This window comes from Curtobacterium poinsettiae, assembly GCF_047226435.1.
GTDB lineage: Bacteria > Actinomycetota > Actinomycetes > Actinomycetales > Microbacteriaceae > Curtobacterium > Curtobacterium poinsettiae.
Window position 1 is genome coordinate 2,611,053 of the sequence record NZ_CP178434.1, and the last position, 24,472, is coordinate 2,635,524.

Annotated in this window: 25 protein-coding genes; 9 read left to right on the plus strand and 16 right to left on the minus strand. The window is 71.5% G+C overall.

Annotation, left to right across the window (positions count from 1 at the left end; all coding sequences use genetic code 11):
* Positions 1-51 precede the first annotated feature (51 nt).
* The 4 genes from ACL00U_RS12275 to ACL00U_RS12290 all read right to left on the minus strand — a co-directional run bounded on the left by ACL00U_RS12275 (position 52) and on the right by ACL00U_RS12290 (position 3,330).
* Positions 52-672: a DNA-3-methyladenine glycosylase I gene (locus tag ACL00U_RS12275; protein ID WP_412873444.1), complete on the minus strand. Its 621-nt coding sequence runs from the start codon at positions 670-672 to the stop codon at positions 52-54.
* Positions 673-709: 37 nt separating this feature from the next.
* Positions 710-1,126 carry a VOC family protein gene (locus ACL00U_RS12280; RefSeq protein ID WP_017888544.1) on the minus strand — a complete coding sequence of 139 codons (417 nt, stop codon included), beginning with the start codon at positions 1,124-1,126 and terminating at the stop codon, positions 710-712.
* 175 nt (positions 1,127-1,301) lie between these two features.
* Positions 1,302-1,637 carry a hypothetical protein gene (locus ACL00U_RS12285; protein ID WP_017888543.1) on the minus strand — a complete coding sequence of 112 codons (336 nt, stop codon included), beginning with the start codon at positions 1,635-1,637 and terminating at the stop codon, positions 1,302-1,304.
* Positions 1,638-1,659: 22 nt separating this feature from the next.
* On the minus strand, positions 1,660-3,330 hold the full coding sequence (locus ACL00U_RS12290; RefSeq protein ID WP_194589793.1) for a sodium:solute symporter family protein: 1,671 nt from the start codon (positions 3,328-3,330) through the stop codon (positions 1,660-1,662).
* A 142-nt stretch (positions 3,331-3,472) separates the two neighbouring features.
* Between ACL00U_RS12290 and aroQ the strand changes: the two genes are divergently transcribed.
* Positions 3,473-3,916, plus strand: a complete 444-nt coding sequence (aroQ, locus tag ACL00U_RS12295; RefSeq protein WP_017888541.1) for a type II 3-dehydroquinate dehydratase — start codon at positions 3,473-3,475, stop codon at positions 3,914-3,916.
* 197 nt (positions 3,917-4,113) lie between these two features.
* Here aroQ and ACL00U_RS12300 read toward each other — a convergent pair whose 3' ends face one another.
* Complete coding sequence (locus tag ACL00U_RS12300; protein ID WP_412873445.1) at positions 4,114-4,710, minus strand: NAD(P)H-dependent oxidoreductase; 597 nt, start codon at positions 4,708-4,710, stop codon at positions 4,114-4,116.
* Positions 4,711-4,798: 88 nt separating this feature from the next.
* Here ACL00U_RS12300 and ACL00U_RS12305 point away from each other — a divergent pair, with 88 nt between their 5' ends.
* Complete coding sequence (locus tag ACL00U_RS12305; protein WP_017888539.1) at positions 4,799-5,266, plus strand: MSMEG_6728 family protein; 468 nt, start codon at positions 4,799-4,801, stop codon at positions 5,264-5,266.
* Positions 5,267-5,288: 22 nt separating this feature from the next.
* Here ACL00U_RS12305 and ACL00U_RS12310 read toward each other — a convergent pair whose 3' ends face one another.
* The 7 genes from ACL00U_RS12310 to ACL00U_RS12340 form a co-directional block, all read right to left on the minus strand.
* A complete protein-coding gene (locus ACL00U_RS12310) occupies positions 5,289-5,579 on the minus strand; it encodes a hypothetical protein (protein ID WP_017888538.1) in 291 nt (96 codons plus the stop codon).
* Positions 5,580-5,797: 218 nt separating this feature from the next.
* Positions 5,798-6,064: a hypothetical protein gene (locus ACL00U_RS12315; RefSeq protein WP_017888537.1), complete on the minus strand. Its 267-nt coding sequence runs from the start codon at positions 6,062-6,064 to the stop codon at positions 5,798-5,800.
* Between the two features lie 79 nt (positions 6,065-6,143).
* Complete coding sequence (locus tag ACL00U_RS12320) at positions 6,144-7,283, minus strand: cysteine desulfurase family protein (protein WP_412873446.1); 1,140 nt, start codon at positions 7,281-7,283, stop codon at positions 6,144-6,146.
* A gap of 2 nt (positions 7,284-7,285) precedes the next feature.
* Positions 7,286-8,188 (minus strand): carboxylating nicotinate-nucleotide diphosphorylase, encoded by a 903-nt coding sequence (nadC, locus tag ACL00U_RS12325; RefSeq protein WP_259575939.1) that lies wholly within the window; start codon positions 8,186-8,188, stop codon positions 7,286-7,288.
* Positions 8,185-9,921 carry an L-aspartate oxidase gene (locus tag ACL00U_RS12330; protein ID WP_042538105.1) on the minus strand — a complete coding sequence of 579 codons (1,737 nt, stop codon included), beginning with the start codon at positions 9,919-9,921 and terminating at the stop codon, positions 8,185-8,187. The genes nadC and ACL00U_RS12330 overlap by 4 nt, the downstream gene beginning before the upstream one ends.
* A gap of 32 nt (positions 9,922-9,953) precedes the next feature.
* The gene (nadA, locus tag ACL00U_RS12335; protein WP_042538107.1) at positions 9,954-11,225 is read right to left on the minus strand and encodes a quinolinate synthase NadA; all 1,272 of its coding nucleotides are present in this window, start codon (positions 11,223-11,225) and stop codon (positions 9,954-9,956) included.
* Between the two features lie 8 nt (positions 11,226-11,233).
* Positions 11,234-11,941: an NUDIX hydrolase gene (locus tag ACL00U_RS12340; protein WP_017888532.1), complete on the minus strand. Its 708-nt coding sequence runs from the start codon at positions 11,939-11,941 to the stop codon at positions 11,234-11,236.
* 144 nt (positions 11,942-12,085) lie between these two features.
* On the opposite strand from ACL00U_RS12340, the gene ACL00U_RS12345 reads away from it, so the two are divergent.
* The 3 genes from ACL00U_RS12345 (at position 12,086) to ACL00U_RS12355 (ending at position 15,361) form a co-directional block, all read left to right on the plus strand.
* A complete protein-coding gene (locus ACL00U_RS12345; RefSeq protein WP_052481700.1) occupies positions 12,086-12,367 on the plus strand; it encodes an acylphosphatase in 282 nt (93 codons plus the stop codon).
* A gap of 165 nt (positions 12,368-12,532) precedes the next feature.
* Positions 12,533-14,014: an MDR family MFS transporter gene (locus tag ACL00U_RS12350; RefSeq protein ID WP_140449020.1), complete on the plus strand. Its 1,482-nt coding sequence runs from the start codon at positions 12,533-12,535 to the stop codon at positions 14,012-14,014.
* A gap of 99 nt (positions 14,015-14,113) precedes the next feature.
* Positions 14,114-15,361: a D-arabinono-1,4-lactone oxidase gene (locus tag ACL00U_RS12355; RefSeq protein WP_412873447.1), complete on the plus strand. Its 1,248-nt coding sequence runs from the start codon at positions 14,114-14,116 to the stop codon at positions 15,359-15,361.
* Positions 15,362-15,471: 110 nt separating this feature from the next.
* Here ACL00U_RS12355 and ACL00U_RS12360 read toward each other — a convergent pair whose 3' ends face one another.
* Complete coding sequence (locus tag ACL00U_RS12360) at positions 15,472-15,981, minus strand: 2'-5' RNA ligase family protein (protein ID WP_412873448.1); 510 nt, start codon at positions 15,979-15,981, stop codon at positions 15,472-15,474.
* A 177-nt stretch (positions 15,982-16,158) separates the two neighbouring features.
* Between ACL00U_RS12360 and ACL00U_RS12365 the strand changes: the two genes are divergently transcribed.
* The 3 genes from ACL00U_RS12365 to ACL00U_RS12375 are packed head-to-tail and all read left to right on the plus strand — an operon-like array spanning position 16,159 to position 18,889.
* On the plus strand, positions 16,159-17,109 hold the full coding sequence (locus tag ACL00U_RS12365) for a MetQ/NlpA family ABC transporter substrate-binding protein (RefSeq protein WP_056070549.1): 951 nt from the start codon (positions 16,159-16,161) through the stop codon (positions 17,107-17,109).
* Positions 17,109-18,218 carry a methionine ABC transporter ATP-binding protein gene (locus ACL00U_RS12370; protein ID WP_412873449.1) on the plus strand — a complete coding sequence of 370 codons (1,110 nt, stop codon included), beginning with the start codon at positions 17,109-17,111 and terminating at the stop codon, positions 18,216-18,218. Before ACL00U_RS12365 ends, ACL00U_RS12370 begins: the two co-directional genes overlap by 1 nt.
* Positions 18,215-18,889: a methionine ABC transporter permease gene (locus ACL00U_RS12375; protein ID WP_017888525.1), complete on the plus strand. Its 675-nt coding sequence runs from the start codon at positions 18,215-18,217 to the stop codon at positions 18,887-18,889. Before ACL00U_RS12370 ends, ACL00U_RS12375 begins: the two co-directional genes overlap by 4 nt.
* Before the next feature lie 713 nt (positions 18,890-19,602).
* Here ACL00U_RS12375 and ACL00U_RS12380 read toward each other — a convergent pair.
* Complete coding sequence (locus ACL00U_RS12380) at positions 19,603-20,379, minus strand: endonuclease/exonuclease/phosphatase family protein (protein WP_017888523.1); 777 nt, start codon at positions 20,377-20,379, stop codon at positions 19,603-19,605.
* Between the two features lie 133 nt (positions 20,380-20,512).
* Entirely contained in the window at positions 20,513-21,922 is a 1,410-nt protein-coding gene (locus tag ACL00U_RS12385; RefSeq protein WP_017888522.1) for an MFS transporter, read from the minus strand.
* Positions 21,923-22,172: 250 nt separating this feature from the next.
* On the opposite strand from ACL00U_RS12385, the gene ACL00U_RS12390 reads away from it, so the two are divergent.
* Entirely contained in the window at positions 22,173-23,420 is a 1,248-nt protein-coding gene (locus tag ACL00U_RS12390; protein ID WP_052481701.1) for a hypothetical protein, read from the plus strand.
* A gap of 223 nt (positions 23,421-23,643) precedes the next feature.
* Here the strand turns inward: ACL00U_RS12390 and ACL00U_RS12395 are convergent, their stop codons facing one another.
* A complete protein-coding gene (locus ACL00U_RS12395) occupies positions 23,644-24,135 on the minus strand; it encodes a pyridoxamine 5'-phosphate oxidase family protein (protein WP_017888520.1) in 492 nt (163 codons plus the stop codon).
* Positions 24,136-24,472 lie beyond the last annotated feature (337 nt).

Genomic DNA, 24,472 nt, shown 5'->3' on the forward strand with positions numbered 1-24,472 from the left:
GTCGTGACCATAGTCCCGGCGCTCTCGTTCTCGTGCTCGTGGGCTCGGCCGTCAGTTCCAGACGCCCGAGGTCCCGCGCCGGTGGCTGCCGACCAGGTGGGTGTCGACGATGCCGAGCGCTTCCATCAGGGCGTACATCGTCGTCGGCCCGACGAAGGCGAAGCCGCGCTTCCGCAGCGCCTTCGACAGCGCGAGGGACTCGTCCGACTTCGTCGGGACCTCGGCGGAGGACCGAGGCTCGGGCGTGGTCGTCGGCCGGAACGACCACACGAAGCCGGCGAGCCCGCCGTCCTGCCGCAGGGCGATCGTGGCGTTCGCGTTGGTGATCGTCGCGAGGATCTTCGCGCGGTTCCGGACGATCCCGGCATCGGCCATCAGCCGCTCGATGTCGTCCTCGCCGAAGGCCGCGACGGTGTCGGCGTCGAAGTCGGCGAAGGCTGCACGGAACGCCGGTCGCTTCGCCAGGATCGTGCGCCACGACAGGCCGGACTGGAACGCCTCGAGCGACAGCCGCTCGAACACCCCGCGTTCATCGCGCACGGGCATGCCCCACTCGGTGTCGTAGTAGGCGCGCAGCAGGTCGTCCGACGACGCCCAGACCGGCCGGGCCAGGCCGTCGTCACCGGTGACGAGGTCGGGCACGGGCGGGGCGTCGACGGGCTCGGTGCTCATGCGACCATCCTGGCGGGCGCCGCCGACACCCCGGGACTCACTCGGCGGGCGGATCGTCCTGCGTCGCCTGCTCGTCCATCCACACGTACTCCCAGCGGTGTCCGTCCGGGTCGGTGAAGCTCCGCTGGTACATGAAGCCGAGGTCCATCTCCGGGCGGTCCTCGGTGCCGCCGGCTGCCACCGCGGCGTCGACGACACGGTGGACGTCCTCCTTCGACGGTGCGCTGAGCGAGTTGATGACCTCGATCGTGTCCGGACCGGCGATCGTCTTGTCGGTGAAGTCCGCGAACTTCGCCGTCGTCAGGATCATGACGGAGATCGTGTTGCTCACCACCACGCACGCCGCGGTGTCGTCGCTGAACGCCGGGTTGATCGAGTACCCGAGCGCCTCGTAGAACGCCTTCGAGCGCTCGAGGTCGGTGACGGGCAGGTTGATGAAGACCATCGTTTCCATGGCGGTTCCTTTCGTTCCGCTCAACCTGGACCCAGCTGGATCAGCGCGCAACCGTTTCGTGGGGGAACCAACCGGTACGGGCGTCCGACGACGAGGGCGGAAACGACGAAGTCGCTGTCGTGCGACAGCGACTTCGTCGTTCTGCGTCGGCCGGGGACGCCCGAGCCAGACGGGCTCAGGCCAGCTCGCGCCCCTCGCCCGCGGCACGCTGGTGTGCCTCGGCCTCGGCCTGGCCGATGATGTCCTCGGCGGGCACGGGGTTCAGGCGGTCCCAGAGGAAGAACAACCCGCCGCCGACGAGCAGCGAGATCCCGACCCACAGGTTGATGTGGATCCCGCCGGTCTTCTCGGGGTCGGTGTTCCAGTGCACGATCCCGACGATGGTGGTGATCACGCCGTACAGGACGAACAGGCCGCCGAGGATGCGGCGCAGGTCGAGCCGGCGGGTGGAGCGGACCAGGGCTGCCTTCTGCTCCTCGGTCATCGCGCCGGGGGTGGTGGTGTCACTCATGAGCAGTGGTCTCCTTCGCGGATCAGAGGAACGGGAGGTACAGGACGACGCACAGCACGAGCGCGACGGTGCCGAGCAGCGCGGGCGAGCGGTACCAGGCGGTGTCCGTCGCGACCGAGTCGCCGTGCAGGTCGATCTTGCCGATGCCGTAGACGAGCCCGCCGAGTTCCTTCTCGTCCTTCGGCTTGGTCAGCATCGAGACGACGAAGCCGACGACCAGCACGGTGACGAACGAGATGATCGCGCCGTACAGGGTCTCCGCGGTGGCCGTGGCGAACAGGTCGGGGTTCACCAGGTACGCGATCCAGGTGATCGTCGGGGTCACGATGCCGAGGACGTAGCCCCACAGCGCACCCTGCGTCGTCATGCGCTTCCACAGCAGGCCGAGGATGAACACGGCGAACAGCGGTGCGTTGAAGAACGAGAACAGCGTCTGCATGTAGGTCATGATGTTCGACGCCTGGGCCGCGATGAACGCGGTCGCGATGCCGACCACGACGCCGACGACGGTGACCCAGCGGCCCGTCTTCAGGTAGTGCAGGTCGGGCATGTTCGGGCGGATGTAGCGCTGCCAGATGTCGTAGGTGAAGACGGTGTTGAACGACGAGACGTTCGCCGCCATGCCAGCCATGAACGATGCCAGCAGACCGGTCACGGCGATGCCGAGCACACCGGTCGGCAGGTACATCTGGATGAGCTTCGGGATCGCGTCGTTGTAGGTCAGCGTGCCGTCGGCGAACTGGTTGCCCACCACGGCCGCGGCGATGAGGCCGGGGATGACGACGATGGCCGGGATGAAGAGCTTCGGGATCGCGGCGATGAGCGGGGTGCGGCGGGCCGCGGACATGTTCTTCGCCGAGAATGCACGCTGCACCTCGGTGAAGTTGGTGGTCCAGTACCCGAACCCGAGCACGAAGCCCAGGCCGAGCACGATGGCGAGCCAGTTGGCGCCGATCGGGTTGGTGACGTCACCGAAGCCGGTGCCGGCCCAGGCCTGCAGGTGCTGCACACCCTGGGTCTCGGTGATCGCCTTCGACAGGCCGTCCCAGCCGCCGACGCGGTGCAGACCGACGATCGTCAGCGGGATGAGCCCGGCGATGATCACGAAGAACTGCATGACCTCGTTGTAGATCGCGCTCGAGAGTCCGCCGAGGGTGATGTAGACGAGCACGAAGCCCGCGGAGACGATGATCGCCAGCCACTCCGGCCAGCCGAGCATGGCCTCGATGACGATGGCCATCGCGTACAGGTTGATGCCCGCGATGAGCACGTTCGACACCGCGAACGCGATCGCGTTCACCAGGTGCGGCGCCTTGCCGAAGCGGCGCAGCATGAACTCCGGCACCGAGCGGACCTTCGAGCCGTAGTAGAACGGCATCATCACGAGGCCGAGGAACACCATCGCGGGCACGGCGCCGACGAGGTAGTAGTGCAGGGTGGCCATGCCGATCTGGGCACCGTTCGCCGCCATGCCGAGGATCTCGGTGGCACCGAGGTTCGCGGACACGAACGCCAGGCCCGTGATCCACGCCGGCATCGAGCGGCCGGACAGGAAGAAGTCCATGCTCGTCCGGACCTGCTTGCGGGCGGTGAACCCGATCCCGATGACGACCGCGAAGTACACGATGATCATCAGGTAGTCGACCCAGCCCAAGTCGAGCCGGATCCCTTCGTTCGCTGCAGCGAGAACCATTCACATCTCCACGTCAGTGTGTTGCAGTCGACAACTCTGCCGACCCGGACGAAGACGTTACACCGGTTTGTGACCGTTCACATAGCCCGCGCATGCATCGTCCGCGCCGCGCATCGCTCCCCCGGTTCGCTACGCTCGGCCCATGACCGACGCGTCGCGCATCCTCGTCCTCAACGGCCCGAACCTCGACATCCTCGGGCGCCGCGACCCGGAGCAGTACGGCACCGTGACGCTCGCCGAGATCGAGGCGATCGTGCACACCGAGGCGGCGGTGCACGGGCTCGAGGCCGACTTCCGCCAGACCAACCGCGAGGGCGAGCTGGTGGAGTGGCTGCACGAGGCGCTCGACGACTTCGCCGCGGTCGTGATCAACCCCGCCGCGTACGCGCACACCTCGGTCGCGCTGCACGACGCGGTGGAGGCCCTGTGGGTCCCCGTCGTCGAGGTACACCTGTCGAACACGTGGAAGCGCGAGCCGTTCCGCCACGTCGACCACGTCGCCACCGCCGCGACGGCGGTCATCGCCGGCGCGGGTGCCGACGGCTACCGACTGGCGGTCGCGCACGTCGCGTCCCTGCTCGCCTGACCCACAGAAGACCGGGAGGCCCGTGGCGGCGCCGCCACGGGCCTCCCGTCCGCCTGCTGCTCACGCTGGGTCGCGCCCGTTCCTTCCAATCGCACGCGCGATGCCAGGTGGTTCCGGGCGTCCCTGATGGGAACTTCCGACCAGGGACACCCGGAAGCACCGGGTACGCCCGGAAGGACGGGGCGCACGCGCGCGGATCAGAAGTCGGCGGGACGCCGCACGTCGGTGAGGCCTGCGGTGGCGAAGCCGCCACGGACCAGCGGTACGGCGCGGCGCACGGCCTGGTCGATGCGGAGCTCGAGGTCGACGCTCGCGATGTCGTAGCCACCCTCGCGCTTGGTGAAGTCCCGCTCGTTGCCGAACACCCCGAGCGGCAGGGTCGTGGACTGGAAGAAGCCGAACAACGGGCGCATCTGGTACTCGACGAGCAGGGCGTGCCGGTCGCTGCCACCGGTGGCAGTGAGGAGCACCGGGGTGTCGACGAGGTCGTACTGGCCGACCCAGTCGAAGAACAGCTTGAAGGCGCCGGAGTAGGCCGCGCGGAAGGCCGGGCTGCCGACCACCAGCACGTCGGCGGACTCCACCGTCTCCAGTGCCCGTCGGGTGCGGTCCGACATCGTCTCGCGACCCGAGGCCGCGCCGAGGTCGGCGAGCAGTGGCCCGATCTCGATCGTCTCGGTCCGGGCCCCGTCGATCTCCTCGGCGAGCCGGGCGACCGTCGCCGCGACCAGGGTCGAGGTCCGCGAGGGGTCCGATGGGCTGCCACTGACGCCGACGACCAGTTCTCCGCTCATGGGGTCGATGCTCACACGCTGCCGGGGCGGGCGGCACGTTCGTGACGACATGTGTCGGGTGCCAGTCGGTCGGGGTAGCGTCCGCGCCATGCAGACCTTCCTGCCGTACGCCGACTTCCGGGCATCCGCCGAGGTCCTCGACGACCGGCGGCTCGGCAAGCAGCGGGTCGAGACACTCCAGGTGATGCGCGCACTGACGCTCCCGGACTACGGCTGGCAGCACCACCCGGTGACGGCGATGTGGCGCGGCTACCGTCCGGCGCTGATGGCGTACCAGGAGGCCACGTGCCGCGTCTGGGCCGAGCGCGGGTACGCAGACACCTGTCTCGAGAAGACCCTGCTCGACCTGGGCCGCGTGCCGGAGGACCTGGCGGTGTACGAGCGCGGCGACGTGCCGATCCCGCCGTGGAACGACGAAGAGGCCCTGCACGTCTCGCACCGGTCGAAGCTCGTGCAGAAGGCGCCGGAGCACTACCGGGAGCTGTTCCCCGACGTGCCGGACGACCTGGACTACGTCTGGCCGGGGACCCCCGAGCCGGCGAAGCACCCCGTCTGAGGGTCAGGCGACCGCCAGACCGTCAGGCGACCGGGATCCAGCGACCGCCCTCGCGCCGGGTGACGACGTCGGAGCGGATCTCGACCACGTCCCGCAGCCCGTCGACGGCGGCGTCGCGGACGGCCGCGGCGACACGGTCGTCCTCGGCCTCGAAGCGCACGACCGCGCACGGGACGCCACGGAGCAGCCGGACGTCCTCGGCCTCGACCACGGCGTGTTCGCGCACCAGGGCGGCAGCGGCGGGCAGGACGGCGTCCGGTGCCGTCCCGGGCGCGAGGGCGCCGATCGCCAGGGTCACGCGGTACGAGGGCATGCGACGACGCTACCGGGGAACCGGATCCCGCCGTGGGCTGCAGGGGAACCGACGCCGCTGGAGGGGTGCGGACGTCGACCCACGGCGGGATCGCGGTGTACGGCGGGACACGACGACAGGGGAACGTCGCGCCCCGCGCCGGACGCCGATCAGGGGGTCGACATCCGGTCTGGGTCCACCGCGCGGCTCGGTTCAGGGGAACCGCACGGTGGTGGACCTCAAGGGTGTTCGGTGTCCTCTCGGTACCGGTCCGTCTCGGTCGGTGCAGGCATCGACCGGTGGGCGGCGGCTGGCCGGACCATCGGGAGCAGGGCACTCCCGGCGGTCGCGAGCGCTCCGACCACGGCGATGAGCCCGAGCGGGGCCGTGCCGAGGTCGTGCTGCGCTGCCAGGGCGAGCGCGACGAGAGTGGCCGGCGCCGGCAGGAGCTGCACCGCTCGGAAGCGGTCGTCCCGTCGTGTCCGGGCCACCATCACGTTCGCCATGACGACACTCTGACGCAGATCGGTTGTCCGCAGAAGAGGGGACACGTACCCAGAGATGGAGTAGAACGTCTAGTACACCTCAGCCGAGGGCGCGGACGGTCGCCACGGCGTCGGCCACGGCCCCCACGACGAACGGGACATCGCCGGCCGTGAGCGTCGCGTCGAACGTCAGACGGAGCGCGGTCCGGGCCACGTCCTCGGGGATCCCGAGCGCCGTGAGCACGTGCGAGGCTTCCGTGCTGCCCGCTGCGCAGGCGCTGCCCGACGACGACACGACGTCGCGCTGCTCGAGCTCGAGCAGGACGGTCTCGCCGTTGACGCCCGGGAAGCAGAACGACGCGTGCCCGGGCAGCCGGTGCTCCCGCGACCCGGAGACGAACGCACCGGGGACGGCGGCGAGCACGCCGTCGAGCACCGCGTCGCGCACCGTGGTCGCCGTGCCTGCCCCCGACCGCACCGTCTCCGCCGCCAGCCCGAGCGCCGTGGCCACCGCCACCGCTCCGGCCACGTCCTCGGTGCCGGACCGCCGGCCCCGTTCCTGACCACCGCCGTGCAGCAGCGGCTCGAGCGGGACGCCGGAACCCACGGCGAGCACGCCGGTGCCCTTCGGAGCACCGAGCTTGTGCCCGGACAACGACAGCGCGTCGACGCCCAGGGTCCCGAGGCCGATCGGCAGCCAGGGCGCGGACTGCACGGCGTCGGTGTGGAACCGCGCCCCGACCTCGTGCGCCACCGCGGCGAGCACGGGGACGTCCTGGACGGTGCCGATCTCGTTGTCGGCGTGCGCGATCGAGACGAGTGTGGTGTCGGGGCGGAGCGCCGCGCGCAGCACCGCCGGGTCGACGCGGCCGTCCGGCCCGACGGGCAGCACGGTGACGTCGAAGTCGTGGAAGCGGGCGAGGTAGGCGCAGCTCTCGAGCACGGCCTCGTGCTCGATGGCGCTCGTGACCACGTGCCGACCGCGGGGCGCGGCGAGGGCGATCCCCTTGATCCCGGTGTTCGCCCCCTCGGTGCCGCCGGTGGTGAAGACGACCTCGGCGGGCCGGCACCCGAGCACCGCGGCGACGGCGGCCCGTGCGGCGGTGAGTCCTCGCGCGGCCTCGTCCCCGACCCCGTGCGTCGACGAGGGGTTGCCGAACACCCCCGTCAGGTAGGGCCACATCGCCTCGAGCACCTCGCGGCGGACCGGGGTGGTGGCCGCGCGGTCCAGGTAGAACACGACTAGTCCTGCACGGGCACCGCGACGTGCTCGGGCACCGCGACGTCGATGTCGAGCCCCAGGTCGAGCGCCCGCGCCGAGTGGGTCAGCGCCCCGACCGAGATGACGTCGACGCCGGTGGCCGCGATCGCCGCGACGGTGTCGAGCGACACGCCTCCCGAGGCCTCGACGAGCGCGCGCCCGGCGACGATCCCGACCCCGGTCACCAGATCGTCGGGGGTGAAGTTGTCGAGCATGACCGTGTCGACCCCGGCCGCGACGACTGCTTCGATCTGGTCGATGCGGTCGACCTCGACCTCCACGTGCACGGTGTGCCCGAGCCGCTGGCGGGCCTGGGCGATCGCGTCGCCGATGCCGATCCCGCCGGCCAGGAGCACCGCCAGGTGGTTGTCCTTGGCGAGCACGGCGTCGGAGAGCGAGGTGCGGTGGTTGTGTCCGCCACCACACCGGACGGCGTACCGCTCGAGTGCCCGGAGGCCCGGCGTCGTCTTCCGGGTGTCGACGATCCGCGCAGCGGTGCCCGCGGCGGCGGCGACGTGGGCCGCGGTGACCGTGGCGATGCCCGACATCCGCTGCACCAGGTTGAGGGCGACCCGTTCGGCCCGCAGCACGGCCCGCGCCGACCCGGTCACGGTCGCGAGGACGTCGCCCGCCGCGAAGCGCGTGCCGTCGGCGACGTGCACCACAGCCTGGATCGACGGGTCGACGGCGTGCATCACGGCGACGAACACCGACCCGCCGCTCAGTACGCCGGACTCGCGCGCGCCGAGGGTGGCGGTCGCGGTCGCCTCCACGGGGATCAGGGTCTCGCTGGTGACGTCGCCCCAGGGCGCGTCCTCCTCGAGCGCGGTCTCGATCACGCGACGGAGCGCGTGCGGCGGGATGGTGCCGGGGTCGGTGGTCATGCGGGTACCTCCTGCGGGACGGCTGCGGAACCGTCGGCGCGTTCGTGGGCGTGCTGGTCGGGACCGGCGTCGGTGCGGTCGGCGACCCAGGCGTACGAGGCCGGGGCGGTGGGGTCGGTGTCGGGGTGGTCGGTGCGGGCGTGCGCCCCGCGGGACTCGGTGCGGGCCTCGGCGGCGAGCGCGACAAGTCGGGCCAGGTCGAGGAGCGCACGGTCCTCGTGCTCGCGCACGCCGCCGCCGGTCGGCGCGGTCAGCGCGTCGAGGTCGCGGCGCGCGCTCGCCAGCCCGACGGCGTCACGGAGCAGGCCGACGCGGTCCGTCATGACGGACTGGACCGCCTGCCGGACGGCACCGGCGTCGTCGAGGTGGGTCGCGCCTCCAGGCCGGGTCGGACTGGGCCCACGCCTGCCGGTTCCGGCGCGCTGCGGAGCCTGCGGAGCGGCGTGACGGCCGAGCAGATGGGGGGAGGAAGGGGTCGCGTCGGCCGCTCGGGGCACGCTGGTGACGTGGAGACCGGCGTCCCCGCGCAGGCGGAGCAGGCCGGGTCGCGGTGCGGTGACCGCGTCCGCTGCGCGGACCGCGAAGACGAGCCCCTCGAGCAGGGAGTTCGAGGCGAGCCGGTTGGCGCCGTGGACCCCGGTGCAGGCGGCTTCACCGACGGCGAGGAGTCCGGGCAGGCTGGTGCGGCCCTCGGCGTCGGTGGCGATGCCGCCCATCGAGTAGTGCGCGGCCGGTGCGACCGGGACGCCCTCGCGGGTCCAGTCGAACCCGGCGGCGCGGGTGGCCCGGGTGAGTCCGGGAAACCGGGCGACCAGGAACCCGGCGTCGAGGCCGGTGGCGTCGAGGAGCACGGGTGCGCTGCCCTGGTCGCGCACCGCGGCGGCGATCCCGCGGGCGACGACGTCACGCGGGGCGAGCTCGGCGTCCGGGTGCACGTCCGTCATGAAGCGGTGTCCGGCGGCGTCGCGGAGGACGGCACCTTCACCGCGGACGGCTTCGGACACCAGGCCGCCGCCGGGGACCGCCAGCCGCGTCGGGTGGAACTGGACGAACTCCAGGTCGGCGAGGACGGCGCCGGCTCGCCAGGCGGCGGCGACCCCGTCGCCCGTCGCCACCAGGGGGTTCGTCGTCTCGCGGTACAGGTGCCCCGCTCCCCCGGACGCGATGACGACGGCGTCCGCGTCGAGCCGGCGGGGTTCTCCGAGCAGGTCCAGGACGTCGGCGCCGACGACCACCCCGTCACGGACGACGAGGTCGGTCAGGCTGGTGCGCTCCAGGATCGTGACGTGCCGTCGGTGCAGTGCCGCGATGAGGGTGCGCTCGACGGCGGCCCCGGTCGCGTCACCGTCGGCGTGCACGACGCGCCACCGGCCGTGCGCGGCTTCACGACCGCGGGCCAGGTCGTCGCCGTACCGGTCGAGGGTCGCCGGGTCCGACGACCGGTCGAAGGGCACGCCGAGGGCGAGCAGGTCGCGGACGCGGGCCGGGCCGTCGGTGCACAGGACCTCGACGGCACGCGCGTCGGCACTGCCGGCCGCGGCGACGTGGGTGTCGGCCTGGTGCAGTGCCGCGGAGTCGTCGGCACCGAGCGCCACCGCGATGCCGCCCTGGGCGTACGCGGTGGCGCTGTCGGCGAGCGCGCCCTTCGTCACGAGGGTGACGTCGTGCAGGGCACTGGCGCGGATCGCTGCGGTCAGCCCGGCGATGCCGGAGCCGACGATGACGACGTGCACGGTGGTCTCCCTCGTTCGGTCGGACTCGTGTGTCAGCCGCGGGGCTTGGCAGCGAGCATGCGCTCGAGCGCGACCTTGGCGTCGGCCTGCACGTCGGCGGGGACGACGATCTCGTTGAGGACCTCGCCGCGGACGAGTGCCTCGAGCACCCAGGCGAGGTAGCCCGGGTGGATCCGGTACATCGTCGAGCAGGGGCAGACGACCGGGTCGAGGCAGAAGATCGTGTGCTGCGGGTACTCGGCGGCGAGCCGGTTCACCATGTTGATCTCGGTGCCGATCGCGAAGGTCGTCGGTTCGGTGGCGGCAGCGACGGTCTTCCGGATCAGGTCGGTACTGCCGGCGTGGTCGGCAGCGTCGACGACGGCCATCGGGCACTCCGGGTGCACGATGACCCGCACACCCGGGTGCTCGCGGCGGGCCCGGTCGATCTGGTCGACCGTGAAGCGACGGTGCACCGAGCAGAAGCCGTGCCAGAGGATGACCTTCGCCGCTTCGAGGTCACTCGTCTCGTTGCCGCCGAGGGGCTTCCGGGGGTTCCACATCGGCATCAGGTCGGTGCTGATGCCCATCGCCTTCGCGGTGTTGCGGCCGAGGTGCTGGTCGGGGAAGAACAGGACGCGCTGCCCGCGCTCGAAGGCCCACTCGAGCACCGTCGCTGCGTTCGACGAGGTGCAGACGATGCCGCCGTTGCGCCCGCAGAAGGCCTTGAGGTCGGCGGCGGAGTTCATGTAGGTGACCGGGATCACGGGCACGCGGCCGTCGGCGTCGGGCTCGGTGCCGTACACGGCGGTGAGCTCGGCCCACGCGGCCTCGACGCTGTCGATGTCGGCCATGTCCGCCATCGAGCAGCCGGCGGCCAGGTTCGGCAGGATCACGCGCTGGTCGTCGCGCGCCAGGATGTCGGCGGTCTCGGCCATGAAGTGCACGCCGCAGAACACGATCGCCTCGGCGTCGGGCTTGGTCAGGGCGGCGTTCGCGAGCTGGAACGAGTCACCGAGGAAGTCCGCGTGCCGGACGACCTCGTCGCGCTGGTAGAAGTGCCCGAGGACGACGACCCGGTCGCCGAGGGTGGCCTTCGCCCGCTCGATGCGCTCGTCGAGCTCGTCGGTCGGGGCCGTCTTGTACTCGTCGGGCAGGACGCCCTGGCGCGGGGCACTCGTCGGGATGACGTCGGACATCGACGATCCCGGGCCGTACCCGGGGCGGGAGTCGAAGTCCCACGTCGGCATCGCGAGGTCGGGCGTGCAGGTGCTGCCGCCGGCCTTGCCGTTGGAGATGAGCTCGATCGTCGTGGCGATGGACACGGGGTTTCCTATCGGTTCCGCTGCTGGTGCTGATCGGCCCCGGTCTGCAGCGGGCCGTTGTCCGCGTAGGCCAGGTCGGGGTTCGAGCGGTACAGCCGAGCCGGACGGTGCCGGCCCCCGCTCGTGGTCTCGTCGGTCGGCAGGACCGCGTCGGTCTTCTCGACCTGCCGACGGAAGTTCGCGGGGTCGAGTGCTCGGCCGAGCACCGCCTCGTACACGCCGCGGAGTTCGGCGAGGGTGAACCGGTCACCGAGGAACGCCTGCGCGATCCGCGAGTACGACATCTTGTTGCGCAGCCGCCACAGGGCGTACTCGACGATGCGGTCGTGGTCGAAGGCGAGCGGCGGGTGCTCGTCGGCCAGGAACCACCGGACGTTCCAGTCGTCGGGCACGACGTTCGCCTCGTCCGGGTGCACGAGCGCCCAGTACACGATCGACACGACCCGGCTCGGGGAGCGTCCGACGTCGCCGAACGCGTAGAGCTGCTCGAGGTAGCGCGGCTGGACGTTCGTCGTCTCGCGCAGTCGGGCGGCCGCCGAGTCCTCGAGCCCCTCGTCGTCGCCGACCCAGCCGCCGGGGAGCGCCCAGGATCCCTCGAACGGTTCGGCGACGCGACGCACGAGTGGCATCCACAGCGCCGGCGCACCGGTGTCGGGGTGCGGGCGCAGCGCCACGATCACGGTGGAGACCGCGACGCGGATGCCTGGTTCGTCCATGAGGTAGATAGTGTCAATCTGACTCGAAGTGTTCGGGTTGGGATGACACTATCACTGCCGACGGGGTGCGCTCGTCACGAGCCGGAAACAGATCGTCACGGGGCCGAAAACTCCCGGGAGCACGCCGCGGTTAGCGTGGAGGGCATGACGACGGTGACGAGGGTGCATGCCGTGGTGTCGGGGACCGTCCAGGGGGTCGGCTTCCGGTACTGGACCGCTCGGAAGGCCGACGGGCTCGACCTGGTCGGCTACGCGAGGAACCTCTGGGACGGCACGGTCGAGGTCGAGGCCGAGGGCCCCTCGGTCGCGGTCGACTCCCTGATGGCGTGCCTGCGCACCGGGCCGCCGTCGGCGACCGTGACCGACGTCTCCCTGCGGTCGGTCGTGCCGCACGGGGACGCCGACGGGTTCGCGATCCTGCACTGAGCGGACACGCCCGACGTCGCGCGGGCACGTCGGGGGCGGTGCCAATCGTCCACCTGCGGACGTCGCCAGCGAAGCGGAATAATCGCATCCACTCAGGGAGTTGGCCTGTCTGCGCGTCCTGCGCCACACCCGTTCCACCCGTCGTGACCCACCAGGAGCACCCGCATGACCCAGGCCGTCGATTCCGCCCCCCGCACGGGAAGCGTCTCGCAGCCGTCCGCTGCCGAGACCCGACTCGTGATCGGGCTGCTGCTCGTCTCCGCGTTCGTCGTCATCCTCAACGAGACGATCATGGGCGTGGCGCTGCCCCGGCTCATGGACGACCTCGACATCAGCGCCGCGACCGGTCAGTGGCTGACCACCGGCTTCCTGCTCACCATGGCGGTCGTCATCCCGATCACCGGGTTCCTGCTGCAGCGGTTCAACACCCGCCCGGTGTTCGTCTGGGCCATGGGCCTGTTCTCGGTGGGCACGCTGATCGCCCTGCTCGCCCCCGGGTTCACGGTGCTGCTCATCGGCCGCATCGTGCAGGCCAGCGGCACCGCGATCATGATGCCGCTGCTCATGACGACGGTCCTGACCCTCGTCGACCCCGCGCACCGTGGCCGCATCATGGGCAACATCTCCATCGTCATCTCGGTCGCACCGGCGATCGGCCCGACGATCTCCGGCCTGATCCTCAACGCCTTCTCGTGGCGCTGGCTGTTCGGCTTCGTGCTGCCCATCGCGATCGCGGCGCTCATCCTCGGCATGGTCAAGGTGCAGAACGTCTCGACGCCGCGCAAGGCGCCGATCGACGTCGTCTCGGTGGTGCTCTCCGCCTTCGCGTTCGGCGGCATCGTCTACGGCCTGTCCAGCATCGGTGAAGCCGGCGCGACCGGTCCGCTCGTCCCGGTGACCGCCCTGGTCGTCGGCGCCGTCGCCCTCGCGGTGTTCATCGTCCGGCAGACGCGCCTGCAGCGCACCGACAGCGCCCTGCTCGACCTGCGCACGTTCCGCACCCGCGGCTTCACGGTGCCGATCGTCGCGATGGGTCTGAGCTTCATGGCCATGTTCGGCACGCTCATCCTGCTGCCCATCTACCTGGAGCGCGTCCTCGGGCTCGAGGTCCTGCAGGTCGGCCTGCTGCTGCTCCCCGGTGGTCTGCTGATGGGCCTGCTCTCCCCCATCGTCGGTCGCATCTACGACCGCCGCGGCCCGCGCGTGCTGCTCATCCCCGGATCGATCATCGTCAGCGCCGTGCTCTGGGCGCTCTCCACCGTCGGCGTCGACACGAGCGTGTGGTTCGTCCTCGGTGCGCACGTGGTGCTGAGCATCGGGCTGGCCCTGACCTTCACGCCGCTGTTCACCGCGGCGCTCGGCGGGCTGCCCCCGAAGCTGTACTCGCACGGCAGCGCGGTGCTCGGCACGGCGCAGCAGCTCGCCGGTGCGGCGGGCACCGCCCTGTTCGTCACGCTGCTGACGATCGGTGCGGCCACCGCCGTCGAGGGCTCCGGTGCCCGTGGGGTCCAGGTGGCCACCGCGTCGGGCGTCGGTACCGCCTTCATGGTCGGTGCGATCATCTCGCTGTTCGGCATCCTGGCGTCGGTGTTCGTCCGCCGACCCGAGGTGCCCGAGGGCGCACCGACGCCCCCGCCCGCGCACTGACCGACGGACCCCGCCGGGCGCCGACCCCGTGACGGGGACCGGCGCCCGGCTCACACCCGGCTCGCGCCGGGCGCCGGACTGCGTGGCAGGGTGGGCGCCATGCGGTCGACGACGAGCGAGCTCAACTGGTCCGGCACGGTCACGTACACGGCCGAACGGGTCGTCCGTCCGTCGTCGATCGACGAGGCCGCCCAGGTCGTGGCGGACGCCGAACGGGCGCACGGACTCGGCACCCGGCACTCCTTCAACGACGTCGCCGACTCCCCGGGCGTCCTGCTCGACCTGACCGGGATCCCCACCGACCTGGTCGTCGACGCCGAGCACCGCACGGTGACGCTCGGTGCCGGCACCCGGTACGGCGACGTCGCGTCCGACATCGACCGCGCCGGGTTCGCCCTGCACAACACCGGATCACTGCCGCACATCTCCGTCGGGGGCGCGGTCGCGACCGGTACCCACGGCTCCGGCACGGCGCTGGGGTCACTCGCCACCGCCGTGCGCGCGTTCGAGGTGCTCGGTCCGGACGGCTCCGCCCGGACGATCGACCGGACGGACCCGGGGTTCGACGGTGCCGTGCTGCACCTCGGCCTGCTCGGCATCGTGATCCGGGTGACCCTCGACGTCGAGCCCACCTACCGGATGCGTCAGGACGTCTACGGCTCGATCCCCTGGGACACCTTCACGGCGAACGTCGCCGAGGTGCACGCCGCCGCGTACTCGGTGTGCGCGTACACGGTGTTCGGTGACGCGATCACCGAGGTCCTGGTGAAGTCGCGCGTGCCCGAGGGGGCCGAAGACGTGCCGGTTCCGGACGCGCTGGCCGGGGCGCCCCGCCTGCCCGGCACCCCCGGCGACGACCACCGGACCGCGCGCGACGGCTCCGTCGGCCCGTGGTGGGACCGTCTGCCGCACTTCCCGATCGGGTCGGTCCCGAGCCACGGATCCGAGGTGCAGAGCGAGCACTTCGTCCCGCTCCGGCACGCGGCTGGAGCCCTCGACGCGCTCCGAGGACTGGCGGACCGGATCCAGCCGCACCTGCACGTCTGCGAACTCCGGACGATGGCCGCGGACGACCTCTGGCTCAGCCCGACCCAGGGCGAGGACGTCCTCTGCATCGCGTTCACCTGGCAGAAGCACCCGGCCGAGGTCGCCGCGCTCCTGCCCGACCTGGAGGCCCGGCTCGCGCCCTTCGACGGCCGACCGCACTGGGGCAAGATGAGCTCGCTCGACCACGCGGCGATCGCCGCGCTGTACCCGCGACTGGCGGACTTCCGCGACCTGGCCGCCCGAGCCGACCCGGGTCGGACGTTCGCATCCGCATTCGGCGAGCGGGTGCTCGGGACCTGACCCGGGCCTCCAGGCCGCGCAGCGCAGTGCCGCGCAGCGCCGCGCAGCGCCGCGCAGTGCCGCGCAGTGCCGCGCAGTGCCGGGCAGTGCTGCCGTCGCCCCGCCGGAGGTCAGATCGACGTGAACGCGAGCGGCGTGATCGTCCGCGTCTCACCGTCCCAGTGCCGAACACCGCCCACGTCCAGCGTCTCCGGCAGCGGCACGGCACGCAGTGCCGCGACCGCCCGTGGCAGGTCCTCGTCGCGCACCCGGCGCGCCAGCGTGACGTGCGGCGACCAGTGCCCGGGCACCGACGTCTCGACGCCGCCGGGGGCGACCGCGTGCACCTCGTCGTGGAAGGTGGTGAGCGCCGTGTCGAGGACCACCGCGCGCACGAGCACCGAACGGCCGGCGCCCGCGGGGAAGAGCAGCAGCCCGCCCAGCCGGATCGACGTCGGGACCGAGGTGCGGAACCCGGCGGGCACGGGCAGCGTCTCCCCGGCGGCCAGGGTGACGTGCGGCGCGTTCGACGGGGACGGGTGTCGTCCCAGGCTCGGCAGGTCGGCGTCGATCAGGGCCTGCCAGGCCGACCGCACGGCGGCGTCCGACCCCGGGCCGAGGACGAGTTCGATGCTGCGCACGGTCCGAGTCAACCAAGTCGTGTCGGGACGCGTCCTGCGACGCACGCGGCACGGGTCGAGTGCTGCGTAACACGACGGAACGGAACTCGCTCCGGCGGTGGGGCGCAGGTCACACTCGTCTCCACGCCGCGGACCACCGCGGCTCCCCCGCACGCACGGCCCACGAGGAGCACCAGCATGTCCGCAGCCCCAGCACTGCCCGAGAAGCCGAAGGGCAGGCGTCCGATCGGCTGGATCGTCGCCGCCGCGATCGTCGTCGTGGCCATCGTCGTCGCCGTGGTCGTCGGAGCCCTGCGCTCCGGCAGCGACGGTGCCGGAGCAGCCGGCGACGCAGCGCCGAAGACCGTCACGATCGGTGTCTCGGACAAGTCGCTCGGCTACTGGAGCACGTACACGAAGCTGGCGAAGGAGAAGCTCAACGTCACGGTCAAGCTGACGAACTTCTCGGACTACTCGCTGCCGAACCCCGCGCTCAAGGACGGCCAGCTGGACATCAACCAGTTCCAGCACATCCAGTACCTGGCGGACTACAACGTCACGTCCGACGACGACCTGCAGCCCATCGGCTCCACCGCCGTGTACCCGCTGCCGCTCTACGCGACGAAGTACGACAAGCCGTCCGAGCTGCCCGCGAACGCGAAGGTCGCGATCCCGAACGACTCGATCAACCAGGCCCGTGCGCTCCTGATCCTGCAGGCGGCGGACCTGATCACGCTCAAGGACGGTGGCTCGGCGTTCTCCACCGCGGACGACATCGAGACGAAGAAGGTCGACGTCCAGCCCCTCGACGCCTCGCAGACCGCGAACGCGCTGCAGCAGGGCTCCGTCGCCGCCGCCGTCGTGAACAACAACTTCGCCACCGCGGCCGGCCTGCCGATCTCGGACGCGATCTACCAGGACGACCCCTCGAGCGCGACCGCTGCCCCGTACGTGAACGTGTTCGCCGTCCGCGACGAGGACAAGGGCAACAAGACCTACCTCGAGCTGGCGGAGCTGTTCCAGGACGACGCCGTGCAGAAGGCCTTCGCGAAGGACCTGCCCGAGGCCGTCGCCCGCGACGAGAGCGCCTCGAAGCTGCAGGACGAGCTCGCCCAGGTCGAGCAGGACGCGAAGGCGGCCAAGCAGTAGTGCCGGTCCTCGTCGAACTCCGCGGCGTCTCGAAGCACTACCGCCGCGCCGACACCGGCGAGACCGTGGTGGCCGTCGAGGACGTCTCCCTGGACGTGCACCAGGGAGAGGTCCTCGGCGTCATCGGGTACTCCGGTGCCGGCAAGTCCACCCTGGTCCGCCTGGTCAACGCACTCGAGCTGCCGAGTTCCGGCACGGTCACCGTCGCGGGCCGTGAACTGACGGCGATCCCCGAGCGGGACCGCCGTCTGGCACGTCGGAACATCGGGATGATCTTCCAGCAGTTCAACCTGTTCCGGTCCCGCACGATCGCCGGCAACGTCGCGTACCCGCTCAAGGTCGCCGGTGTGCCGAAGGTCGAGCGGGACCGCCGTGTCGCCGAGCTGCTCGACTTCGTCGGCTTGCTCGAGCGTGCCCACGCCTACCCGGAACAGCTGTCCGGCGGCCAGAAGCAGCGCGTCGGCATCGCCCGCGCCCTGGCGGCGTCGCCCGACCTGCTGCTCGCCGACGAGGCCACCAGCGCCCTGGACCCGGACACCACGTCCGAGGTGCTCGCGCTGCTGCGCCGGGTGAACCGGGAGCTCGGCGTCACGATCATCGTCATCACGCACGAGATGGACGCCGTCCGGCAGATCGCCGACCGGGTCGCCGTGATGGAGCAGGGCCGGGTCGTCGAGGTCGGGGACGTCTACGACGTGTTCTCCGCACCGAAGACCGGTGCCGCGCAGCGCTTCGTCCGCACCGCGCTGCACGACCGGCCCTCACCCGAGACGCTCCGGCGTCTCCGGGACCGACACCCGGGTCGGCTCGTCACGGTGCAGATCACCGACGAGGCCGGGCTGCAGAACCGCATCGACGCCGCGTTCCGCGCCGCCGGGGTCACCGCAGAGCTCGTCTACGGCGGGGTCGGCGAGATCCGGGAGCGTCGGATCGGCTCGCTCACCTACGAGCTGAGCGCAGCGGGCGGTGCCTCCGGCGGGCCCGGAGTGCCCAGCGGGCCCGGAGCGTCCGGCGGGCCCGGGGTGACCGGCGGTTCCGACGCCATCGACCGGGCAATCGCCGCGCTCCGCGCCGACGGCGTCACCACCGACGAGGAGGCCGCCGCGTGAACAACAACTCGTTCCAGAGCGTGATCGACACGTTCGACGTCTTCCTGGCAGCGATCCGCGACACCATCGTGATGTCGCTGATCTCGCTGGTCATCGCCGGGGTCATCGGCCTCGCGCTCGGCCTGCTGCTCTACGCGACCCGGCCGGGCAACGTGCTCGGCAACCGCACCGCGTACACGGTGCTCAACGTGTTCGTGAACCTGATCCGCCCGATCCCGTTCGTGATCTTCCTCGCCGCGATCGCCCCGTTGTCGCGGGTCGTCGTGCAGACCACGATCGGCGTCCCCGCGGTGACCTTCGCGATCTCGCTGGCCGCGGCCTTCGCGGTGTCCCGGATCGTCGAGCAGAACCTGCTGTCGGTCGACCCGGGCGTCGTCGAGGCGGCTCGGGCGTCGGGCGCGCACCCCGTCTCGATCCTGCTGACCGTGCTCATCCCCGAGGGTCTCGGCCCCCTGATCCTCGGCTACACGTTCATCTACATCGGCATCGTCGACATGACGGCGCAGGGTGCGTTGATCGGTGGCGGCGGCCTCGGCGAGTACGCGATCACCTACGGCTCGCAGCGCTACGACTGGTGGGTGGTCTACGTCTCGGTGGCGGCGATCGTCGTCATCGTGCAGCTCGGCCAGTTCATCGGCAACCGCTTGGCGCGGGCGACCCTGCGCCGCTGACCCGCAGTCGCGGGCTCTGCGGGCGACCGCCTGGAGGCCCGGTGCCGGTCCACGAGACCGGCACAGGGCCTCCAGTGCGTTGCGGGCTGAACGGGCGCGCCCAGCGTCGTCCGCCGAGCGGTCACGACTCCCCGCTCACGTCCGCCGGCTGGTCGCGCCCCCGGAACGCGGCGTCGACACGCCCGACCGCCCACCACCGAGCGGTCACGACTCCCCGCTCACGTCCGCCGAGGTCGCACGAACCGTCGCCCGCCGGGCCGCCAGCCGACACTTCGTGACCAGCCGGCGGCGCACACGCGGCAGGTCGTACGCCCCGGAACGCGACACCGACGCGCGCGACCGCCCACCGCCGAGCGGTCATGACTCCCCGCTCGCGTCCGCCGAGGTCGCACGAACCGTCGCCCGCCCGGCCGCCAACCGACACTTCGTGACCAGCCGGCGGCACACCCGCGGCACGTCGCGCACCCGGCCGCCAGCCGACACTTCGTGACCAGCCGGCGATGCGCGCGCTGCAGGTCGCGCCCCCGGAACGCGACGCCAACACGCCCGACCGCCCACCACCGAGCGGTCGCGACTCCCCGCTCACGTCCGCCGCGGGCGCACGAACCGTCGCCCACCCGGCCGCCAACCGACAGTTCGTGACCAGCCGGCCATGCGCGCGCGGCATGTCGCGCGACCGCGGTAGCCAGCGGCCAGCGCCTGAGGGCACCCGGTCAGGCGGCGGGAGCCTCGACGGTGGTGACGGCGCCGGTCTCGCCGGGGTGCTCGTAGTGTGCTCGCACCAGGATCGGACGGTGGTCGGAGATGCCCGCCGGCAGGGTCTCGACGCCGGCGATGTGCAGCCCGACGCTCGTCGCGAAGTCGAAGTGGCCCGTGAACTTTCGGTAGCGCAGGTACGTCGGCTGGTCGGACAGCGACAGTGCGAACCCGCCCTGCTCGATCTTGCGACGCAGGTTCGTCTGGAACCACGGGTAGTTGAAGTCGCCGACCATGACCGCGGGGACGTCCTTCGCCAGCTCGCGGAGGAACTGGTGCGCCGCCTCGATCTGCTTGCGGCGCAGGGAGTTCGTCGCGGTCAACGGTGAGGCGTGGAACGACGCGACGACGACCTCGGCGTCGGCCTCGGTGTCGCGCAGGTGCATCGCGATGAGCCGTTCGTGCGCGGGTGCGAGGACCCGGTCGTGCAGCGACTTCTGCAGCGAGTGGATGCTGAAGTCCTGCACCTCGAAGCGGTCGTCGCGCTTGTAGATCGCGAGCCCGAGTCGGTTGGTGCGGGTCGACGCGGCGAGCGACAGGCCGCCGATCGACGGAGCGAGGTCGTTGCTGTCGCACTCCTGCACGCACAGGACGTCGGCGTCGGATGCCTCGGCCAGTGCGGCGAGCTCGCCGTTGGCGGTGTGCTCGCGGAGGTTGTAGCTGACGACACGGAGCTGCGTGGGCTGCACGGTCTGGTCCGATGCGATCGTGCTCTGCTGCTCTGGCGCGGCCATGCTGCCTTCCTGTCCGGGTGTTCCGGTCACCCTGCCGCGGTCACCGTACTCGGGTACCGCGGACGGTTGCTGAGACTGTAACGCCTGCCGGGTTTCGTCCGTGTGACCGTGACGGAAACGGACAGCGGCGGGATCAGGCGCGGACACGGCGGACCGGACGGACGGTGTCGCCCGCTGAGCGACTCATCAGGATGCCCTCGACGCAGGCGACCACGAGCAGGGCGGCGATGACCCAGAAGGCCACCGTGTACGGTCCGTCGCCCCCGAGCCCCGAGGCCGCGCGGATGACCACCGCGGCGACGGCCACCCCGAAGCCTGCCGCGGTCTGCTGCAGGGTCGACGACAGCGTGTTCGCCGGGGTCATGTCTGCTTGCTCGACGTCGGCGAAGGCGATGGTGTTGTAGGCCGTGAAGCCGACGGAGCGGGCAGCACCGCTGACGACGAGCAGCACGGCGAGCAGCCAGAACGGGGTGTCCTCGGTCATGAACGCCATCGCGACCACGGTCAGCGCGGCGATGGCCGACGACACGATGATCACCGGGCGGTAGCCCCACCAGCGCAGGAACGGGGTCGTCATCGGCTTGATGCCGAGGTTGCCGACGAACACCCAGAGCACCGCTGACCCGGCGAGCACGGCGCTCCAGCCCCAGGCGTCCTGGAACAGCAGCGGGAGCACGAACGGCACCGCGGACACCGCCAGACGGAACAGGCTGCCGCCGGCGTGCGACACCCGGAACGTCTCGAGCCGGAACGCGTCGAGCCCCATGATCGGGTGCGGCGCCCGACGGAAGTGCCGGATCGCGAACCAGCAGCAGACGGCTCCGACGACACCGGACACGACGACTGCCAGGACCGGGATGACATCGAGTGCGAGCAGGGACGCCATCACGACGAGCGAGCCGAGCCCGACGCAGGCGAGCAGCGACCCGAACCAGTCGAACGGCACCCGCTGCGCCGCACGCTCCTGCGGGACGAGCACCAGGGCAGCGACGAACGCGATGACGCCGAGCGGGATGTTGATGAGGAAGATCCAGTGCCACGACAGCGTCTCGACGAGCACGCCGCCGATGAACGGCGCGATGATCGGGGCGGCGAGGGCCGGCCAGGTCAGGATGGCGATGGCGGTGACGAGTTGTTCGCGCCCGGCGCTCCGGAGCACGACGAGCCGGCCGACGGGCACCATGAGCGCTCCGCCGAGGCCCTGCAGGATGCGCCACAGCGTCAGCTCCACCAGCCCGGTCGACAGCGCGCACAGTGCGGACGCGATCGTGAACAGCGCGATGGCCCCGGCGAAGACGGTCCGCGAACCGATCCGGTCGGTGAGCCAGCCGGACACCGGGATGAACACCGCGAGGGTGACGAGGTAGGCGGTGATCGCGACACCGACCGCGGCGGAGTCGACTCCGAGGTCACGCCCCATCGCCGGCGCGGCGGTCGCCAGGATGGTGCCGTCCAGCAGCTCCATGAAGTAGGCCCCGGCCACCAGCACGGCGACCGCCGTGCTGCCCGTCCGTCGTCTGGGTGTCGTCGCCGTCGTCGTCATCGCCCATCGAGACTATGCCCGCGGACGTCCCTGCCGTCACGGCGTCGCCCGTCCCCACGCGGAACCGGGCGTCGAGACGGCGCGCGGAACGAGCCGCCCACCGCACTCGGCACCGGCCGTCCACCGGGCGCGAGGTGGGTTGCACGACGCAGGTCGGGCCTCCAGGCGCGGTGCGGGGCGATCCTCACGCTCGGGCCGACTACCCTGGCCGGGTGCCGACCCGACCACCCGAACGCCGAGGAACTCGCGCGTGAGCCGCACCGACAGTGCCGGCGTGCTCGCCGGGCGGTGGTCCGCCGGCCGACGGCGTGCCCTCGACACCGTGACGTCGCTGCCCGCGTGGGCGGCGGTCCTGCTCGTCTGGACCGGCGGCCGGGTGCTGTCCACGCTGTGGCTCGCGCTCGCGTACCCGCTCATCGGTCGTGCCCTGCCGGACAACGCGATCTGGGGCAACGAACACGGGTTCGGCGCGTTCCTGGTCGCCTGGGACGGGCAGTACTACGAGCAGATCTCGCTGCACGGCTACCCGGATGCCCTGCCCCTCGACGCTGCCGGCAACGTGGCCCAGAACGCCTGGGCCTTCCTGCCGGCGTTCCCCTTCACCATCCGGGCGCTGACGGCCTCGACCGGGGTGCCCTTCGACCTCGGCGCACCGCTGGTCGCGATCGTCGCCGGCCTGCTCGCCACCTTCTTGCTGCACCGGCTGGTGCGGGACCGGGCGGGGCACGCAGCGGCGATGTGGGCGGTCTTCTTCTTCAGCTGCGGTCCGTTGTCGTTCCTGCTGCAGGTCGGGTACGCGGAGAGCATGTTCCTCGTGCTGTCGTTCGGGGCGCTGCTCGCGCTGGAACGTCGGCGGTACGCCCTCCTGACCGCCCTCGGGGTCGCCGCGGCGTTCACCCGCCCGGGTGCCCTGGCGATCCCGCTCGTGCTCGGCGTCGTCGCGCTCGTCCGGTGGGTCCGTGCGCGGCGGGAGACCGGCCGCGTGTTCGAGGGCTTCCCGCTCCGCGAGCAGGTCGGGGTCGTCGCCGCCGGCCTGACCATGGTCGCCGCCGGACTCGCCTGGCCGGTGATCGCCTCGCACGTCACCGGGACGCCGAACGCGTACCTGGAGACGGAGATGTCCTGGTGGGTGAACTTCATCGGCCGGGTGGACTTCGTGCCGCTGACGCCGTGGTTCCTCATCGCGGGCCGCTGGCTCGGCGTGGGCGGGATCCTGATCGTGGTGTTCCTGCTCGTCGCGTACCCGATCTGGCTGCTCCGGAAGTCGACGCGCCGGCTCGGACCCACGACGGTGCTGTACTCGGCCGGGTACGCGCTGTACGTCTTCGCGGTGTCGTTGCCGATGGCCTCGACCCCGCGGCTGCTCATGCCGCTCGCGCCGCTGTTCGGGTCGCCCGAGCTGGTCGCGAAGCCCTGGATGCGGTGGACGCTCGTGTCCGCGGCGTTGGCGGGGCAGCCGGTGCTGGTCGCGGTGCTCTGGTTGCTCGGCCCGCCGTGAGCAGCTGACGCGCAGACCGGGCTGGTCTTCGCGCGACGCCGTCGTCTCGTCGCGGCAGGACGCCGGCGTCTCGTCACGACGCCGCCTCGCGCGCAGGACGCCCCCGAATCCGGCGGCGTCATGCGCGCGAGGCGGCGCCACAGCAACACGACGGCGTCAGCGCACCAAGCCGGCGCCACAGCACAGCACCGGGCCGGGCCGGGCCCACCACGCCGTCAGAGCCTCAGAGCTCGAGCGTCCCGTGGTCGCCCGTGTCCGGCTGGCTCTGCTTGCCGAGTGCCGCCTTGAACATCTGCACCAGGCTGCCGACCGGCCCGGTGTCCTGGGTCCAGTACTCGACCGAGACCCCCTCGACCGTCAGGAGCCGGATCGTCGGGTCCTGACGCCCCTCCGGGAACCACGCTTCGGCGAACGGCGACCACAGCTCGTCGACGACGGAGTCGTCCTGGGTCACGGTCGCGGTCCCGGCGATGGACAGGTACCCGCCCTGCGACTCGATCGAGACGTTGACGTGCGGGTTCCGCGCGATGTCCTCGACCTTCTCGCTGCCGTCCTGCACCAGGAACCGCAGGGTCCCGTGGAACGTCTTGTCCTGCACCGCGAGGGGCCTGGCGTGCAGGTTCCCGTCCTCGCTCACCGTGGTGAGCAGTGCCGTGTGGGCGCCGTGGACGATGTCCGAGATCGCGGCGCGCTGCTCCGTCTGTGTGTCGGTCATGGTGCTCCTTTGCGTCATGCGCCCCGATCCGCCCGACGTGCGACCGTCGGTTCACGGGGCCGTACCGTTCCGACCAGTGTGCCCCTCCGCCGCTGGACGCGTCAGCCCCGCGCGTCGAGGTGGTCCGGTCGAGGTCGGCCTGGAGGCCCGGCGCACCTCCGCCTCGCCGCCCCCGCCCCGGCAGATCCCGGCCGTCGGGCCGCACATGCGTGTGCAGGATGCGACACCACACGCGTCGATCGACAGGTGGAACGTCGTTGCATGCACACGCACCGGATGCGTGTGCATCGAGCGATCGGACACGAGTCGTTCGACACGTGCATCGTCGGAACATGCA